This is a genomic window from Nocardia sp. NBC_00881, from assembly GCF_045207455.1.
Lineage (GTDB): Bacteria > Actinomycetota > Actinomycetes > Mycobacteriales > Mycobacteriaceae > Nocardia.
In genome coordinates, this window is sequence record NZ_CP108798.1 from 1,358,791 (window position 1) to 1,373,525 (window position 14,735).

General features: G+C 65.4%; 21 protein-coding genes. 13 read left to right on the forward strand and 8 right to left on the reverse strand.

Annotated features, from left to right (window positions below):
* Positions 1 to 51: 51 nt before the first annotated feature.
* The gene (locus tag OH799_RS05475; protein WP_406276378.1) at positions 52 to 276 is read right to left on the reverse strand and encodes an IS3 family transposase; all 225 of its coding nucleotides are present in this window, start codon (positions 274 to 276) and stop codon (positions 52 to 54) included.
* A 183-nt stretch (positions 277 to 459) separates the two neighbouring features.
* Here OH799_RS05475 and OH799_RS05480 point away from each other — a divergent pair, with 183 nt between their 5' ends.
* On the forward strand, positions 460 to 1,755 hold the full coding sequence (locus OH799_RS05480; protein ID WP_406276380.1) for a hypothetical protein: 1,296 nt from the start codon (positions 460 to 462) through the stop codon (positions 1,753 to 1,755).
* Positions 1,756 to 1,882: 127 nt separating this feature from the next.
* Positions 1,883 to 3,229, forward strand: coding sequence for a lipase family protein (locus tag OH799_RS05485; RefSeq protein ID WP_406281830.1), 1,347 nt, complete (start codon positions 1,883 to 1,885; stop codon positions 3,227 to 3,229).
* Between the two features lie 188 nt (positions 3,230 to 3,417).
* Here the strand turns inward: OH799_RS05485 and OH799_RS05490 are convergent, their stop codons facing one another.
* The 3 genes from OH799_RS05490 to OH799_RS05500 all read right to left on the reverse strand — a co-directional run bounded on the left by OH799_RS05490 (position 3,418) and on the right by OH799_RS05500 (position 6,673).
* On the reverse strand, positions 3,418 to 4,470 hold the full coding sequence (locus OH799_RS05490) for a sigma-70 family RNA polymerase sigma factor (protein WP_406276382.1): 1,053 nt from the start codon (positions 4,468 to 4,470) through the stop codon (positions 3,418 to 3,420).
* A gap of 524 nt (positions 4,471 to 4,994) precedes the next feature.
* Entirely contained in the window at positions 4,995 to 5,639 is a 645-nt protein-coding gene (locus OH799_RS05495; RefSeq protein WP_406276384.1) for a hypothetical protein, read from the reverse strand.
* A 383-nt stretch (positions 5,640 to 6,022) separates the two neighbouring features.
* Positions 6,023 to 6,673, reverse strand: a complete 651-nt coding sequence (locus tag OH799_RS05500; RefSeq protein WP_406276386.1) for a 2-oxoglutarate/malate transporter — start codon at positions 6,671 to 6,673, stop codon at positions 6,023 to 6,025.
* 70 nt (positions 6,674 to 6,743) lie between these two features.
* Here OH799_RS05500 and OH799_RS05505 point away from each other — a divergent pair, with 70 nt between their 5' ends.
* Positions 6,744 to 7,370, forward strand: coding sequence for a TetR/AcrR family transcriptional regulator (locus tag OH799_RS05505; RefSeq protein WP_406276388.1), 627 nt, complete (start codon positions 6,744 to 6,746; stop codon positions 7,368 to 7,370).
* Between the two features lie 563 nt (positions 7,371 to 7,933).
* On the opposite strand, the gene OH799_RS05510 is transcribed toward OH799_RS05505, so the two are convergent.
* Positions 7,934 to 8,203: a hypothetical protein gene (locus OH799_RS05510; RefSeq protein WP_406276390.1), complete on the reverse strand. Its 270-nt coding sequence runs from the start codon at positions 8,201 to 8,203 to the stop codon at positions 7,934 to 7,936.
* A gap of 477 nt (positions 8,204 to 8,680) precedes the next feature.
* Positions 8,681 to 9,166, reverse strand: coding sequence for a MarR family winged helix-turn-helix transcriptional regulator (locus tag OH799_RS05515; RefSeq protein WP_406276392.1), 486 nt, complete (start codon positions 9,164 to 9,166; stop codon positions 8,681 to 8,683).
* A gap of 72 nt (positions 9,167 to 9,238) precedes the next feature.
* Between OH799_RS05515 and OH799_RS05520 the strand changes: the two genes are divergently transcribed.
* On the forward strand, positions 9,239 to 10,030 hold the full coding sequence (locus tag OH799_RS05520; protein ID WP_406276394.1) for an SDR family NAD(P)-dependent oxidoreductase: 792 nt from the start codon (positions 9,239 to 9,241) through the stop codon (positions 10,028 to 10,030).
* A gap of 79 nt (positions 10,031 to 10,109) precedes the next feature.
* A complete protein-coding gene (locus OH799_RS05525) occupies positions 10,110 to 10,334 on the forward strand; it encodes a hypothetical protein (protein WP_406276396.1) in 225 nt (74 codons plus the stop codon).
* Positions 10,335 to 10,624: 290 nt separating this feature from the next.
* On the opposite strand, the gene OH799_RS05530 is transcribed toward OH799_RS05525, so the two are convergent.
* Positions 10,625 to 10,984: an Rv2640c family ArsR-like transcriptional regulator gene (locus OH799_RS05530; protein ID WP_406276398.1), complete on the reverse strand. Its 360-nt coding sequence runs from the start codon at positions 10,982 to 10,984 to the stop codon at positions 10,625 to 10,627.
* A gap of 96 nt (positions 10,985 to 11,080) precedes the next feature.
* On the opposite strand from OH799_RS05530, the gene OH799_RS05535 reads away from it, so the two are divergent.
* From OH799_RS05535 to OH799_RS05560, 6 genes are all read left to right on the forward strand, one after another.
* Positions 11,081 to 11,584 carry an ArsI/CadI family heavy metal resistance metalloenzyme gene (locus OH799_RS05535; protein ID WP_406281833.1) on the forward strand — a complete coding sequence of 168 codons (504 nt, stop codon included), beginning with the start codon at positions 11,081 to 11,083 and terminating at the stop codon, positions 11,582 to 11,584.
* 137 nt (positions 11,585 to 11,721) lie between these two features.
* Complete coding sequence (locus OH799_RS05540; protein ID WP_406276400.1) at positions 11,722 to 11,895, forward strand: hypothetical protein; 174 nt, start codon at positions 11,722 to 11,724, stop codon at positions 11,893 to 11,895.
* A 73-nt stretch (positions 11,896 to 11,968) separates the two neighbouring features.
* A complete protein-coding gene (locus OH799_RS05545; RefSeq protein WP_406276402.1) occupies positions 11,969 to 12,097 on the forward strand; it encodes a hypothetical protein in 129 nt (42 codons plus the stop codon).
* Positions 12,098 to 12,218: 121 nt separating this feature from the next.
* Entirely contained in the window at positions 12,219 to 12,350 is a 132-nt protein-coding gene (locus tag OH799_RS05550; protein ID WP_406276404.1) for a hypothetical protein, read from the forward strand.
* Positions 12,351 to 12,791: 441 nt separating this feature from the next.
* On the forward strand, positions 12,792 to 13,046 hold the full coding sequence (locus OH799_RS05555; RefSeq protein WP_406276405.1) for a MerR family transcriptional regulator: 255 nt from the start codon (positions 12,792 to 12,794) through the stop codon (positions 13,044 to 13,046).
* 129 nt (positions 13,047 to 13,175) lie between these two features.
* Positions 13,176 to 13,379, forward strand: a complete 204-nt coding sequence (locus OH799_RS05560; protein ID WP_357264439.1) for a cold-shock protein — start codon at positions 13,176 to 13,178, stop codon at positions 13,377 to 13,379.
* Here the strand turns inward: OH799_RS05560 and OH799_RS05565 are convergent.
* On the reverse strand, positions 13,291 to 13,578 hold the full coding sequence (locus OH799_RS05565; protein ID WP_406281835.1) for a recombinase family protein: 288 nt from the start codon (positions 13,576 to 13,578) through the stop codon (positions 13,291 to 13,293). The two genes, OH799_RS05560 and OH799_RS05565, sit on opposite strands and share 89 nt — an antisense overlap.
* A 176-nt stretch (positions 13,579 to 13,754) precedes the next feature.
* Here OH799_RS05565 and OH799_RS05570 point away from each other — a divergent pair, with 176 nt between their 5' ends.
* Together OH799_RS05570 and OH799_RS05575 are read left to right on the forward strand one after the other, a co-directional pair.
* Positions 13,755 to 13,964 carry a hypothetical protein gene (locus OH799_RS05570; protein ID WP_406276407.1) on the forward strand — a complete coding sequence of 70 codons (210 nt, stop codon included), beginning with the start codon at positions 13,755 to 13,757 and terminating at the stop codon, positions 13,962 to 13,964.
* A gap of 518 nt (positions 13,965 to 14,482) precedes the next feature.
* Positions 14,483 to 14,731 carry a hypothetical protein gene (locus tag OH799_RS05575; RefSeq protein WP_406276409.1) on the forward strand — a complete coding sequence of 83 codons (249 nt, stop codon included), beginning with the start codon at positions 14,483 to 14,485 and terminating at the stop codon, positions 14,729 to 14,731.
* Positions 14,732 to 14,735: the final 4 nt, after the last annotated feature.

Sequence of the window (14,735 nt, forward strand, 5' to 3'; positions counted from 1 at the left end):
ATCGCGAGGTGTTGCGGAGGCTGTTGGGGTTTCCTCGAACAAGTGGACAGTTCACCCTGCTTCAGGGGCGGCGTTGAGGGAGTGCTCGTAGTCGATCGGCGAGCGCATTCCGATCGCCGAGTGCCGCCGCCGATGATTGTTTCTGTGTATCCAATTGCCTACTGCGGCACTGTGTTCCGTTGTCATGGCGTAGGCGTGCCGGTAGTAGTGCTCGTGTTTGTCGATGTCGTGGTAGAGCGAGCGCAGATGCAGCAACTCGACGGCGGCGGCGCGCACCACCGGTCGTCGGCCGGGTTCGCGGGATCGATGAGCAGCTAGTACGACAACAGGGTCAAGGTGGGACGGATTGAACAGGCAGCGGGAGGTGCCGTGGCCCTTAGTCTGTGAGTGCTGACACTGCGTATTCCGTGAGCGAAGTTCGTGTGTATCGACCTTGGGGAGAGGAAGGATGAACAGCTGATGCGTATCGGTTTCTTGTTATGCGGCGCCGCACTCGCGGCCACGATCGGGCTCGGACTTGCCTGCGCCGGTCCCGCCGGAGCGTCGGAGTTGGATGGCTACCTGGATCTGCCGCTGATCAATCGGAACGCCGCCTCCGGTCCCGGCGGTGTCGATCCGACATTGCCCTACGACGTCGTGCAACTGCGGTCCCTGCTGGACGAGGCGCGCGGCCGTGGCATCACGCCGACCCGATATGCGGCCCTGCTGTACCAGTACTGGCTGGTCGACGCCACGAACAGAGCGGGCATCGACCTGCGGTCATGGGACCCACGCGCGGGTGTGGCGGCGAACCGGGACAATCTGATCAAGTCCTACCGCTACTACGAAGACCTGCAACTGGCCCATCGGGAATTGCAATGGGCAGGTATGGGCGGCCAGGTCGGTGCCGATTTCGGCGGCGGGCTGGTCGATTTCGAATTGCTGGGCGGTATCTACGGGGTGCCCGGTCTGTCCGAAACAGCGGGCGGTGTCCTCGCCGCGGTCGAACAGGTCGCCGGTCCGCAGGCCGTTCCGATGCTACCGCGCGGACTCACCGCGCTCGCCGCGGCGGGCCCACAGATCACGCCGCAGGATCTGCAGCATGTCATCGGGTTGATCCTCGTCATGCAGAAGAACATCTTCTCCGATCTGATGCCCATGCACGACGCCTATGTCACCGAAGGTCTGCCCGCACTCGCCGAATTCCAGGCCGCCGGATTGTTCGGCGACGACATCATGAACGCGTGGCGCGATATCGCTTCCGGTGACTCCGGACGTATCGCGGCTGGCAACGCGACCCTGCTGCGGCGTGAACAGGATTGGGCGATCGGCGCCCAGTGGGACGAGGCGCGCGGCTACAAGGGCCCGGTAGGCGAGGCCATCACCTATCTCAGTGGTGCGGTGGGTTCACCGTCGGTCGCGGGTGTCGTGCCGCCGCGCCAATTCCGGCCGGTGCGTATCCCCTTCACGATGACCGACGGCTGCCCGGCGCTCCTGACACTGCCGCTGCCGGACTGGAACTGGTCCGAACTCGATCCGAGGTGGGACTACATCACCACCGAATTGCTGCCGAAGTACAAATATCAGATCGAGAACAATTGGCCCGCAGTGGAAGCCCAGCTACGCACGCCGTACGAGGTGCAGATGGAATCGCACCGGCCGCTGCTGAACATCCCGCAGTTGCTGGATTCGGCGATCAAGCAGATCCAGGTGACACCGGTCGACGCGGGGGCAGCGACCGGAATGCCGGTCGTTGCTGGAACGGCGGTGCGCTGAGATGCGCGGAAATGGAGTCGATATGCGCGGAAATGGTGTCGGGATCAGTGGACCCGGTGCGTGGAGAACCCGCGGACGTGGCCCGGGCCGGAAACGGTGGACGCCGCTCGCGGCGCTCGGCGTGGCGATGATCGTGTTCACCGCTGCCGGTGCGGCGGTGGCCCAACCGGCGCCGCCCCCTCGGCCGGAAGCACCGGCCCAGCCTGCTCCGCCGGAACCGCTCGCCCCGCCGCGTACACCGGGGCTCGGTGAGGTGTTCAACGGCTACGTGGTCGGCACCGTGCGGGGCGCGACCGTCGCCTCCCCTGAGGAGGCGTTCCAGGCGCTGCAAGCCAACGACCCCTTCTATCAGGAGCCGCCGCTCACCGGGAACGAGCGCCCCGGCACCGTGCTGAACTCGAAGAAGGTCGACGTGCTGTTCACCGGCTTGAAACCGGCGAACCTGGACGCATACAAGCTGATGTACGTCACCACCGGAAACGACGGTGTCACACCCGTGATCAGCACCGGAATCCTGATGATCCCGGTAGATGGCACACCGAATTCCGAACGCCGCCTCATCTCCTACCAGGAGGCCAACGACAGCGTCGGCTGGAGCTGTCACCCGAGCACCCAGTGGACCGGCGGCGCCCCGATCGACGGTGCCTCGTGGTCGGCTCTCGGCCCACTGGCACTGCTGTTCGGCAAGGGGTACGCGGTGATGATCTCCGATGTCGGCAATGACGCCGACCGTAGGCCGCACGGCGTTTTCGCCGGAAAATTCGCCGCGCACGCCCAGCTCGATGGCGCCCGCGCGGCACTGAACTTTCATGAGGCCGGTCTGGACTCGAAAGCGCAGACAGCACTGTTCGGTATCGCCGGTGGCGGGGTGGGTGCCGGGTTCTCGGCCGAACAGCAGCCCGAGTACGCGCCAGAACTGAACGTGAAATCGACTGTGTTGGAAGGCATGGTCGTGAATCCGCGCAACTTCATGCGGATCGCCGGCGGTTCGGTCGGTTCCGGTTTCGCCTTCGCCACCCTGCTCGGACTCGAACCGTGGTATCCGGGCATGCGCGTCGACGAGAAGTTGAATCCGGCCGGTAAGGGGCTCGCGGATTTCTTCCGCACGCAGTGCCAGACGCCTGCGTACTTCGGATTGCCGTTCGTCCCGTTGAACACATTGTTCAACACGGGGCGAAACCCGGCTGACGAACCCGCGTTCCAGCATGCGTTCGACGACAATATGCTCGGTCGTGGAGGTCCGCCGAAATCCAAGGTGCTCATCGCCTCCTGCGCAGCCGACGATTCGTTCATGTCTCTGGTGCCCGCCCGCGATGCGCGTGAACTGGCCGACCAGTACCGTGCCCAGGGCACCGATGTGACCTACGCGCCGACCAATTGCAGCATGGTGCGGATGATCACCGATCTCTACGGCTGGGGCACCGATCTGTTCGGTATGCAGACGATCGTTTGGCTCGACAGCACCTTCGACTGAGCGCACGCCTACACCCGAGAGGAATCACCTGCGCGCCAGGTGAGAAGGTCCCGCAAATCGGCGTGCGGGCCGGGTCCGGGCCCTGTGGCGGCAGTGAGCCCGTCCCCGTACCTCGCGTGATCTCTCCCGGCGGCTGACCAGTCCCGGGGTGGAAGGTCAAGCGTATGTACCGGCGACACCGGGCCGACTCATCGCGGCCGGCGCAGATCGCCCACGGACATCGTCTCGGGCAACCCGAACAGCGGGAACACTCCTCGATCGGCGAACACGACGTTGCGTGCTATTCGGCCGCCGGTGACTGTGAAAACCTGCAGCGTGTGCAGGACATGTCCGCCGCCCGGTTCGGGCGCGTAGGCGGCGAGCGCGGGTTGCCCGTTGGCCGACAGCTGCCGCATCCGCCAGTCGGTGCCGCGCATGTCGAAGACGCGGCGCATGAATCGCCCGTAATCCCGGCTGCCCCGATACCACAATGGCACCGGGGGCATCTCCAGGATTGCGTCGCGGGTCAACAGCCCAACCAATGCCGCGACGTCGCCCGCCTCGAAGGCGCGCATGTACCGGTGAATCGCGACCTGCACTGCGGGGTCGTCCGGTTCGGTGACCTCGTCGATGTCGGGCACATCCGCCAACGCCGCGCGGGCCCGCTGCAGGGCGCTGTTGACCGCGGCGACGGTCGTGCCCAGTTGTTGGGCGACCTCGGCGGCGGTGAATTCCAGCACCTCCCGCAGCAGCAGCACGGCTCGTTGCCGCGGCGGCAGCACCTGCATCGCCGCCACCAGCGCCAACCGCAGATCCGACCGCAATCCCACGTTGAACCGCGCATCGGGAAACGGCTGTAACCAGGGAATGTCCGCTTTCGGGGTGAGCGGCACGGCGGGGTTGTCGGACGGCGCACCCAACCCGGAAGGCAACGGACGGCGAGCCCGACCCTCGAGCGTGTTCAAGCATGCGTTCGTCGCGATCCGGTACAGCCAGGTTCGCACCGACGCCCGCGCACTGTCGTACCGGTCACGAGCCCTCCATGCGCGCAGCATCGTCTCCTGCACCAAGTCTTCGGCCTCATGGACCGAACCCAACATCCGATAGCAATACGCCACCAGCTCACCACGGTAAGGCTCCAACTCCACGCCCACATCCTTCACCGTGCAACCCTGATCATGCGACAGCCACGTCGTCTGATTCGGTTGCTCGGGTGGGGTGATGTCGGTGGGCCGTAGCAGGAGCTTGCCCGTGGGGACCACGCCCCGGCATGGACGAGCGCGATCAGGTGCGGCCCATTCACGGCCCTCCAACGTGTTGAGCGGCCTCGATCAGCAAGCCATACCCAAGAACTCGACTGATGTGCGTCACACCAGGCCCAACTGGGAAAGTTCTCGTTCGCTCGGATACAACATCGGCCAGGCTGATCGGGCGTTTGGTGATTATGGCCTTCGGAACCCGGTGCATTCAGCCAACCTTCCTACCTCCAGCGTCGGCTCCCCGCACTCGTGCGGGGCAATGATCCGTGGCTCTACACTCGCCGAATAGGTACGGTTCGAGCATCAGCAACCCGCGGCGAAAATTACCTACGCCGATCGGCAACAAATGCTCCATCGTCGACGCCGGCGCGGTTCGATGCTCGGGCGGACCCGGCACTCGAACTCCCGTCGCACTTGGGGATGCGATTGGCGGGAAAAGTGCCGCGCCACGTTGTTCGGACTGACCGTAGACCGCGACGAGAGCCCGATCGCGGGCCACCGGACACGCCGCCCAGAACGGGTTTGTTTCAGCCGCGGTGGAGCCCAGGCTTGTTCAGCCGCGGCTTCGCTCCGGTATCGGCGCGGGAGGCAGGTTCGTCAGGTCCTGGCGCGTCGGCCACGCGGCGTTGACTGTCTGCTCCGGCGGCGGCTCTGGCGTCGACCTCGCGTCTCGCGAAGGAAATATCGCGTGCGCTGCGCACTGACAGTCGACCGAGCGATGTCGCGGCGAAAAACAGAATCAGCGCACCGAGACCATAGAAGTAGGTCAGTTGTAGTACGGCACGTTTCAGGTCAGACGTGGCGACAGGATCGCCGACATCTCCGATTCGCAGCGGGTCCGCCAGTAGCGGCCCGATCACGAACCACAAGCCCGCCGCCACCGCCAGCCACCCGCCGAAGCTTGCCACGAGACGGTTGCGGCTTGCCAACATGAGCAATCCGCCGATGATCGCGGCGACGCCGGGCAGTAATTGGAGCCAGCCCCGCGCCGCCGTCCACACCCATGGCTCGTCAGGAGCGAACGCAAAGTTGAAGTACGGTCCGAGGAACGGGATCAGCGCACCCCAGACGCCCAGAAGTAGCACCGCAAGTCCGCCGAGGGCTCCCCGGCTACGCGGAATTCGAAGCAGACGGCCTCGGCCTGTAGAAACGTTGTCGTCGACGTCCCTCATGACGCCTCCATTCGTCGAAGTAGGTGCTTGTACCGCCTACCCTTAGTCCACGGAGATACGCACGAACACAACAAGTGAGGTCCGCAGCATCCGGCGATCGTGCTGTTGAGGGAAACGTCTGGGCCGAGTTCGTGCTGTTCCAGGACTAGCGATGTACTCGCGACGCTGCGGATGCTCCGCGGCGTATACCACCGCGTCAACGGCCACCTCCGGCTGGTAGATCGGAAGCACCGGCTCGGCTTTACGCCGCATTCTGGTCAACGACCGCGACCGTAGCCTTCTAGGCTATCCGCAGGTTCGACCTGCCGAAGGACACCCGAGCGCGCCAGCCGGGACAACGGGAAGTCCGCACCATCGCTCGTATCCCCCCACTTCGGCGTCTATCAATAGTCCAGCAGGGCGATGCTGGACGCGACGATCCATACCATCCATCCCAGCCAGCCCACCAACCCGATCAGCGCGGTGCGGCTGGTACCGGCGGCATTATAGGAGCTGGCCGAAGAGGAGACGAAAAGTAATGCGGCGCTGCCGTATCCGAGCCATTGCTGCCAGAGGGGCAGAAACCCCGTCTCGGCACCGGCGATGCTGAATCCCACCAGTGCGGTGGCGAGAAAGACTTGGTTGAAGCCGAACAACACGTTGCTGAGCGCCCACAGTCCCGCCGTCGATCCACGATCGTGCGCGGCGGCCGAAGCCAGCCCGAACCGCAACGCCTCCACGCAGCTGAAAGCGACGTTCTGCATGAGGACGCCACCGAATCCCATCAGCGCCCACGCACTGGGGGACTGCCCGGATTCCCACAGCACTGCCGCCAATCCGGCGGCGAAAATCGTTGTGCACAGCCACGTCAGCGGGGCGAGCACCGAGGGGCGTCGAACTGCGACCCCGACTGCCGTCAACGAGTCCATGACCTCGTCCAAACCCTTGCCCGACATCGGCAGCGGAAGCCGCGCGCGGACGTAGAGCAGGTTGACCACCAGGGCTGTGAGCACAAACCCGAGCCCACCCAGTCCCGCCCCATCCGAAACAGTCACGACAGACATCCTCTCGATTGACTTTACGTATGATATTTTCAATATATGCAGCAAAAGATCGAAGGTGCAAGTGAGTGAGTCGCCCCCGCGGCGTGGCTACGACAACCTCCGGCGCCAAGCCCAGGCGCACCGCACCCGCGCCGACATAGCGGAAGCGGCTCGTCGCCTGTTCATCTCCCAAGGATGGGCGTCGACGACCGTGCGGGAGGTGGCGCGCGAGGCGAATGTATCGGTACCGACGGTCTACGCCGCGTACGGAAACAAGACCGGCCTGGTATGGGCTCTGGTGGACGCGGCCGATCTGCCGGCCGACCCGGAACGGCTGCTCGCCGACCTCGGTGCAGCCCCGACCCCCGAGAAGCAACTCGCCGCGATGGCCGGTTACGACCGCAGACTCTTCGAACGCTCCGGCGACCTGATTACGTTGGTCCGCGAAGCCGGCCGCACCGAAGCCGACCTCGCCACCATCTACGAGCAAGTACGCCGCGCCGCCGACCAGACCCGTGTCGAGGTGTTCTCTTCCTGGCCCGCGGGCACCCTTCGCCCCGGCGTGGACTTGGCCACCGCCGTCGACGTCTACGCCGCACTGTGCAACATCGACGTCTACACCATCCTCATCCACGAGCGCGGCTGGCCACCGGATCAGATCGAACACTGGTGGGGGCAAGCGCTGTCACGCCAACTCCTCGACCGATGACCGTGATCGACGAACCCTCAGCCGCTAACAGTTGAATCCGTGCACCGATCCATGTCTATCCGTCTCGACGGCCGTATCGCCCTGGTCGCAGGATCTACCCGCGGCAATGGTCGGGCCGCGGCCACCACGCTGGCTGCCGTGGCGCACATGTCGTGCCACCGTCACGCTAACGCGTAGATGCATCGCGGCCGGACCGGATCTCGATGCCTGGCTGTCACGCACGCTCTACAGCCCGCCGCGCGGCTCGGTCGAGACGGACTGCGAATTTCCCGGGTGCGCCCGTTGGAGCGATGGACCCAGCAGACGATTGTGCCGTCCATACCATGTGAGCTGGTGCCATGCCGGTCGATGGCCGTTGGGCGAGTGGTTCATTCACGTCGGGCGGCTGCGCAACCCACACGTGAAGCCGCACGGCCCGGCGGGCAGCTGTGGAAACCCCCGCAGGCGCCGCGCGATGGGATACCCGCTGTGACCTCCGCAGCCGGGCATGGCTGACGACACTGCCGCTACCGACTTCGTGTATCCGTTCACGTCAGCCTGGTTGCCCTGTTTTCAGCTCGTCTTCAGTCGCGTCCGGTCCTGCTCAGTTCGCCGAGCAACGCCCAGGTTCGCTCCTCATCACGTGCCGATCCCAGAGCGGTAAGTGCGAAGATCAGCTCGTCGGCGCCGGCCTCGGCATAGCGAGCCACTGCGTCGGCCATAATCTGCTCGTCGCCGATCACGGCCAGTTCCACCGGGTCGGATATGTTCTCCCGGTCCAGCAGCGCCCGATATGCCGGCATCTCGCTGTATCTGTCCATCTGCTGCGCCGCGCGGTCGCGTGCGCGTGCCACGTCGGCGGTGGCTACGGGCCCCCACCATGCCGACCACCCGGGGCGTCGGTCGACCGGCTGCCGCAGCGTGTCGGGCCAGTGTGGGGATTGTGAAGTCCGCCAGCGTGTTCGGCCCCGGTGAGTAGCGGGAGGGCGGAGTCGGCGAATTCGGCCGCGACCCGCAGGGTCAGCGGGCCGGAACTGGCCAGCAGTATGGGCACCAGCGCGACGACTTCGCCCGTTACGGCCGCGGCCGCCGCGGTACGTGGAGATCCGTGGCGAAGGCGAGGCAATCGGCGATGCACATCATCAGTTTCGGTATCGCCGAGACCGGCAGCGACATCCGCGAGGTCAAGGTCAACAAGCGGACCGTGAGCCGACCGGTAATGGACTGAGTGCGCGACGCTCGTCCGCGAGCCACCGGAATGCCCGGGCCCATATCGGCTCCTGGTGGTGCGCCACAGCGGCCTGCGCGGTGGCGCCGATCGGTGCGACCACTCACCGATCGGCGGACATCCCGGGATCGCGCGCACGCCCGTCGGGAACCGCGTCGATCACGCGCTCGAGGAGGGCGACCAGCCGCGTGCTGTCGTCGCCGAGTTCCTGCGTGATCCGCTGCTCGATCTCGGTGATCACCCGGTCCGCCGAGCGCAGCGCCGCCCGTCCGGCATCGGTCAGGTGCAGCTCCTGCACATGACCGTGCCGGGGATGCGGGCGGCGCTCCAGGTGACCCCGCTGCTCCAGCCGAGCGACCAGCGACGCGACGGCCTGCGGCGTGACGCCCAGGCGGCGAGCCAGTTCCGCACCGGTCAGGCCCGGGTCGACGTGGACGGACATCAGCAACGAGTAGTGCGCCACGGCCATGCCCAACGGGCGCAACCCCTGCTCTTTGACAGCCTGCACCGCGATCTCCGCCCGCCGCAATGCCCACGTCACCCGCCTGCTCAGCGTGGGATCCGCCGGCTCAACACTGTTCTGGTCCACCCGATGAGGATATTACGTCGAATGCTTATCAAACGTTTGACACATAACAGACGATTGATACAGGATGGATGCATGCCTCGACCCCTCGCATTGATCACAGGTGCCTCCTCCGGCATCGGCGCCGCCTACGCCCGGTTGCTCGCCGACGACTGCGACTTCGTGCTGGTCGCTCGCCGCGCCGATCGGCTCAACGACCTGGCCACCGACCTGCGCGCCGGTGGCGCTGCAGTGGAGGTGCTCCCCGCCGACCTGAGCACGCCGGAGGGGCTGGCAGCCGTGACCGACCGGCTGGCAGCCGGGGATGTCCGACGGTTGATCAGCAACGCCGGCGCCGGTGGATATGCACCACTCACGCAGGTCGACCCCGCAGCGGTGGATCGGTCGCTCACTCTGAACGCTGTGTCCCCCATCCAGCTGGTCCGCGCCGCCCTGCCCGGGATGCTCGCTGCCGGTGAGGGCACCCTCATCACCGTGGCGTCGCTGTTGGCATTCAGTGGCGGTCAGACCGATCCGCGGATGCCGCACCGCACCCTCTACACCGCGGCGAAAGCCGCCATCGTCGCCTTCACCCGAACCCTCGCCCACGAACTGGCCGAGACCTCCATCCGCACGCAAGTGGTGTGCCCCGGAGTGGTGGCCACGGAGTTCAACGACGGCGCCGGTCAGCACGTCCCGATCGCCATGCGCCCGGAGGACGTTGCCGCTGCCAGCTTGGCCGGTGTCCGGCTCGGTGAGACGATTTGCGTTCCCGGCCTGAATAACGCCGCCAATGCACTGGACGCACTGCTGGCCGCCGAAACCGCCGTGCTGAACGGCGGCAACCGCCCATCGCCCGCATCCCGGTACCATCCGCTGCCTCAGTGACGGCTGCCCGGACGGCTGCCACCGCGGGCGCCCAATCCACCCAGGCGACGCTGCCCGGCACGGGGGACATGCCAGCGCCGTGCCCGCCGATCACCCAGAAGGGCACCTGTCGGTAATCCGCGGGGCTGATCTCCTCGAAAAACCCTGCATAGAAGCTACCGGCGTTGTCGACCAGCACGTCGATGCGACCGAACCGGTCGACGGCCGCCTTCACAGCCTTCTCGGCGGCGGGGTCGGTGACGTCGAGCTACCGCGCTCCACCAGGGACGCGGACCACGATGCGCTATTTTTCAAGATCGAATGAACAGCCACGCGCTGGCTTCACAGCCGATGCGGTGCGCTACGCACACACCCACTCATCGGCTACTTACCGGACACTCCCAATTCTTCTGGTGAGGTCCGCTCCTATGAGGTCCTTGCCCGCCCGGTCGGCACCAAGGTGGTGAAACCGCCTGATGGACGACAGATCAACAGCCAGGACACCCAAATCTCGGGCTCAGTCGTAAGCAAGGGGCCCGCCACTGCCGCCACACCTCATCCTGACGAACAGGCGATAACTGCAGCCGGTTCGGGTGTCGAGATATGAATGCAGGTTCAGCGGCAGCAGTTGGGGTCGAGGACGACGCAGAGTGCCGCGAGTGCGTCACGGTGGGCACGGTGGATGACGTTCATGCCGTGGCGTTCGGAGCTGACCAGCCCTGCTTTGCGGAGTTGGGTGAGGTGGTGGCTGACCGTGGATTCGGATAGTCCGACCACGGCGGCGAGATCACCTCCGTTTTCGCCGCTGTCCGGACTGGCCAGCAGCAGTGACATCAGCTTCACCCGGACCGGGTCGGCGAGCGCTTTCAGGCGCAGCGCGACGTGCAGTGCCGCGTCGTCGTCGACCGGTCCGGCCGCCACTGGCGCGCAGCAGACAGGGGTGGACATATCGATGACGGGCAGTGCTTTTGGCATGGACCCGATCCTACCGAAAGGATTGACATATGTCGAAAAGGTGGCACACTCGGTTCCGTCAGCTATTCGATATATGTAACACAGGTGGAGGTCATGATGTCTCGTGTTCAGCTCGCTCTCAATGTGGATGATCTGGAGCAGGCGATCGGGTTCTACTCGACCCTGTTCGGTGTGGAGCCGGCAAAACGCAAGCCGGGATATGCGAATTTCGCGGTAGCCGAGCCGCCGTTGAAGCTGGTGCTCATCGAGAACCCTGGCCACGGCGGCAGCGTGAACCACCTCGGGGTAGAGGTGGATTCGTCAGAAAAGGTGCATGCCGAGATCGCCCGGTTGTCACAGGCCGGTTTGTTCACCGAGGAGCAGATGGCAACGACGTGTTGCTTCGCGACCCAGGACAAGGTGTGGGTCACCGGCCCCAACGCGGAGCGGTGGGAGGTCTACACCGTGCTGGCCGATACCGACCGCTTCGGCACCGCCCCAGAACTGACCGGGATGAGTGGCAGGCAGGCGGTACAGGCCTGCTGCGGCACCGACGGCCGCGGCGAAACCGAGCCCGAGCCGGAGACCGGGGTCGCGTGCTGCGCGCCGACCGCCCGGTAGGGCCCGGGCCCTGGAGTGAGTGATGCCGATACCGCGCCCGCGCAATCGGATTGCCGCGGGCGCGGCGCCGCCGGGTGCTGGCGGTGCCGCGCCTGACCCAGATCTCTAATTGCGGGATCTTGTATTACGCGTTTCCGGTGTCGATCACCGGCGACACCGGATGGTCGGCGCCGGTGATCACCACGGCGTTCTCGGTCGGCCAGCTCGCGACCGCGCTCACCGGTATCCCGGTCGGGCGGGTACTGGACCGGATCGCGCCGCGGCTGGTGATGACCGCGGTTCGGTCGTCGCGGTGGTGGCGCTGCCGGTAGTCGCGGTCGCACCGAATCTGAGGGTGTTCTACGGCGGCTGGGTGGCGGCCGGTGCCCTGACGGGGGCGGTGTTGTGTCCGCCGGCGTTCGCGGCGTCGACCCGCTGATGGGTGCCGACCGGGTGATCGCGCTGATGATCCTCACCCTCGCCGGTGGGCTGGCCAGCACCGTGTTCGCCCCCCGTCACTGCTGCACTCGATGAACACACCCGTTGGCGCGGAACATATCCAGATCCGATTGGAACTACCCACCACACGACAGACGCGCCGTCACGGCATCCTGCGGCAACGCTTCTGGGAATCGGCGCGCGCGAAGATCTGCGATTGGGCACCGACCTCGATGGCACTCTCATCGCCCATCACCGCACAGGCGACCACCACTACATCGTCGCCGAATGGCCCGCTGAACCGGCGGAACGACTGATTCCTTATCTGGACACCCACGCGTACTGCTAGGCGGGTTCCCCGGCGTTCTACCGACACGAAAATCTGCCGTAGTCACAGTAGACATTGAGCAAGGACTGAGGTAGCTTCTATCGAGTCAGAAGAGGAAGAAGTCTGGATGGCACGGGAGATGACGAACTGCCCGTGAAGCTGAAAACGGCGGTCGTGAACGCGGAACCGCGAAGTCTGCCGGTTCCAGGTCGCCGAATGTATGAAAGATGAAGTAGCGCAGTTGAAGAGAAGGGAGGAGTTGCCTGCCGTCACGTCGCCTACGAGTACGCATGGTGGAGCGACGACCGAATTGTCGGTGACATGTCGGAAGATTGGTAGTAATTCCCCTCAGTGCCCCGGTGCCGTACGGCACCGGGGCACTCGTCGCATGGAGGCACAACGATTCCTGAACACACGACCGCGAATGAGAAGTTCGATGATGACGACTACCCCGCGTACACGATGGGGCGGGCCGCGGACATGCTGGGCACGACCCAAGCGTTCCTGCGCAGCCTCGATGAGGCAAAACTGATCACCCCGCAACGATCACCGGGCGGGCATCGCCGCTACTCCCGTTACCAGTTGCGTCTGGCCGCGCGTGCCCGTGAACTCGTTGATCAAGGCACCCCTCTGGACGCGGCGTGCCGGATCATCGTCCTCGAAGACCAGCTGTCCGAAGCCCGCGAACTCAACGCCGAATACGGGCAGCAGGACTGAACACGGCGGCCTCGGCGGCACGATTGACCGTGCCGTTTCCGGCTGACACGTGGAAGTGTGGCATGCTGTGTGATGAGCACGGGTTGTTGAAGTGATCACTCGGCTCGCAACAGGAAGTAAAACAAAAGTATGTCGCAAGGCAGTGTGAAGTGGTTCAACGGCGAAAAGGGCTTCGGGTTCATCGCCCAAGATGAGGGCGGTCCCGACGTTTTCGTCCATTACTCCGAGATTTCCGGCTCCGGCTTCAAGTCCCTCGACGAGGGGCAGCGTGTCGAGTTCGAGATCGGCCAGGGCCAGAAGGGCCCACAGGCCCAGAGCGTCCGCGCCATCTAGGAGCCGACAAGCCAGAAACCCGCGCCACGGCGCGGGTTTCGTGCTTTCCTAAGCCAGCCCGGGTGGTGTCGAGTGCCTCGTACAGGGAGCCTAATCCGATGCCGCGCTTGCGGAGTCCGGCGCCGATCGCGATAAGGTCCTGGAGGGCTCGGCCGAGCCGGTCCAGGGACCGCACCACCAGGGTGTCGCCGGGGCGCATGTACTCGGCACGTGTTCGAGCAGGCGAGGGCGCGCGGCGACATGACCACCTGCACACCGAATACTCGACGTTCGGAGAGCTTGCAGCCGTTGGCGAGGGGCTCTTGGAGGTTCACGCCGTTCGACGAGCTGTGGCGGCGGCTCGGGTTCCACCCATCACCGAGGAGGATCAACACCATGAGTGAAAACACGGACTTCGACGGCCGGGCCATTGCGGCCCTCTCGACCGAGGCAGGTATCGAATGGGGCGAGGCTGAGCGTCTCGTCGCCATCCTCCGCAAGGCGGGCGTACTCCGATCCGCGAACGTGCGCAACGACATCGCGGACATTCCTGCGTACTCGAACCTGTTCCTGTCGGCGTCCGGCGACTCGAGTTCGTCAGTGTAACGGAGTACCGTGCCGTATTCGGCGGCGAGCCGGAAATCGGCGATCGCGACGTCGGGGTCGCAGTAGCCGGGTCCGAGGACGGCCATACCGAGGGTCAGCAACCCGTTCCGTTCCGCGAACGGGCCGTCGAGAAGCCGTCCGACCTCGGATCGCGAGTGCGGCACATGCCCCGGACGTTTGGCGGTGCCGTGTAGGAACATCACGCGAATACCGGACCGCCGCAACCCCTCGACCGCCGCATAGTGTGCTCGAAAGTGGAATTGTTGTGGCACCAGTCGCCGATTGTCGTTTCCCACAATCGATCTGGCTCAACGCCCCGGTCTCGACGCCGATCCCCACGTCCTCGGCCGTGAAGTGGCCGGCCGCGCTGCCGTGCACGTTCATGATGTAGCCGAAAAGCGTCCAATCCGCCCCGACGGACCGCAGACCGGTCTGCCACGTGTGCAGATGGGCATCGACCAAACCGGAAGTGCGGCTATCTCGCGCCCGCGGGCCCGACCGACCCGATCCGCCGGGCGATGACCGACACCATCGCCGGGTGGACCGCGTTGCGCGCCGACGAGTCGCGGCACACACTTCGGCGCGATGCGGGCGATTTCGCGCGCTGGTGCCGCCAGGACATCGACCTACTAGACCAGGTCACCAGCAGCGTCGACGGCTCGGAAACGCCGAGACCGCTGCCCGCGCCGTCACGGGCATCCGCCGGGTGTCGTGGCCATCGACGCCGCATGACCGGCGCGATCTATCGGCACAACATCGAGATATGACTCC

Excerpts from the sequence above, each read along its gene's own strand:
- OH799_RS05480 (WP_406276380.1), top strand. The coding sequence starts at position 460 with ATGCGTATCGGTTTCTTGTTATGCGGCGCCGCACTCGCGGCCACGATC.
- OH799_RS05520 (WP_406276394.1), top strand. The coding sequence starts at position 9,239 with ATGCCTCGACCCCTCGCATTGATCACAGGTGCCTCCTCCGGCATCGGC.
- OH799_RS05570 (WP_406276407.1), top strand. The coding sequence starts at position 13,755 with ATGAGTGAAAACACGGACTTCGACGGCCGGGCCATTGCGGCCCTCTCG.
- OH799_RS05535 (WP_406281833.1), top strand. The coding sequence starts at position 11,081 with ATGTCTCGTGTTCAGCTCGCTCTCAATGTGGATGATCTGGAGCAGGCG.
- OH799_RS05565 (WP_406281835.1), bottom strand. The coding sequence starts at position 13,578 with ATGCGCCCCGGCGACACCCTGGTGGTGCGGTCCCTGGACCGGCTCGGC.
- OH799_RS05485 (WP_406281830.1), top strand. The coding sequence starts at position 1,883 with ATGATCGTGTTCACCGCTGCCGGTGCGGCGGTGGCCCAACCGGCGCCG.
- OH799_RS05575 (WP_406276409.1), top strand. The coding sequence starts at position 14,483 with ATGACCGACACCATCGCCGGGTGGACCGCGTTGCGCGCCGACGAGTCG.
- OH799_RS05495 (WP_406276384.1), bottom strand. The coding sequence starts at position 5,639 with ATGAGGGACGTCGACGACAACGTTTCTACAGGCCGAGGCCGTCTGCTT.
- OH799_RS05555 (WP_406276405.1), top strand. The coding sequence starts at position 12,792 with ATGGGGCGGGCCGCGGACATGCTGGGCACGACCCAAGCGTTCCTGCGC.
- OH799_RS05530 (WP_406276398.1), bottom strand. The coding sequence starts at position 10,984 with ATGCCAAAAGCACTGCCCGTCATCGATATGTCCACCCCTGTCTGCTGC.
- OH799_RS05560 (WP_357264439.1), top strand. The coding sequence starts at position 13,176 with ATGTCGCAAGGCAGTGTGAAGTGGTTCAACGGCGAAAAGGGCTTCGGG.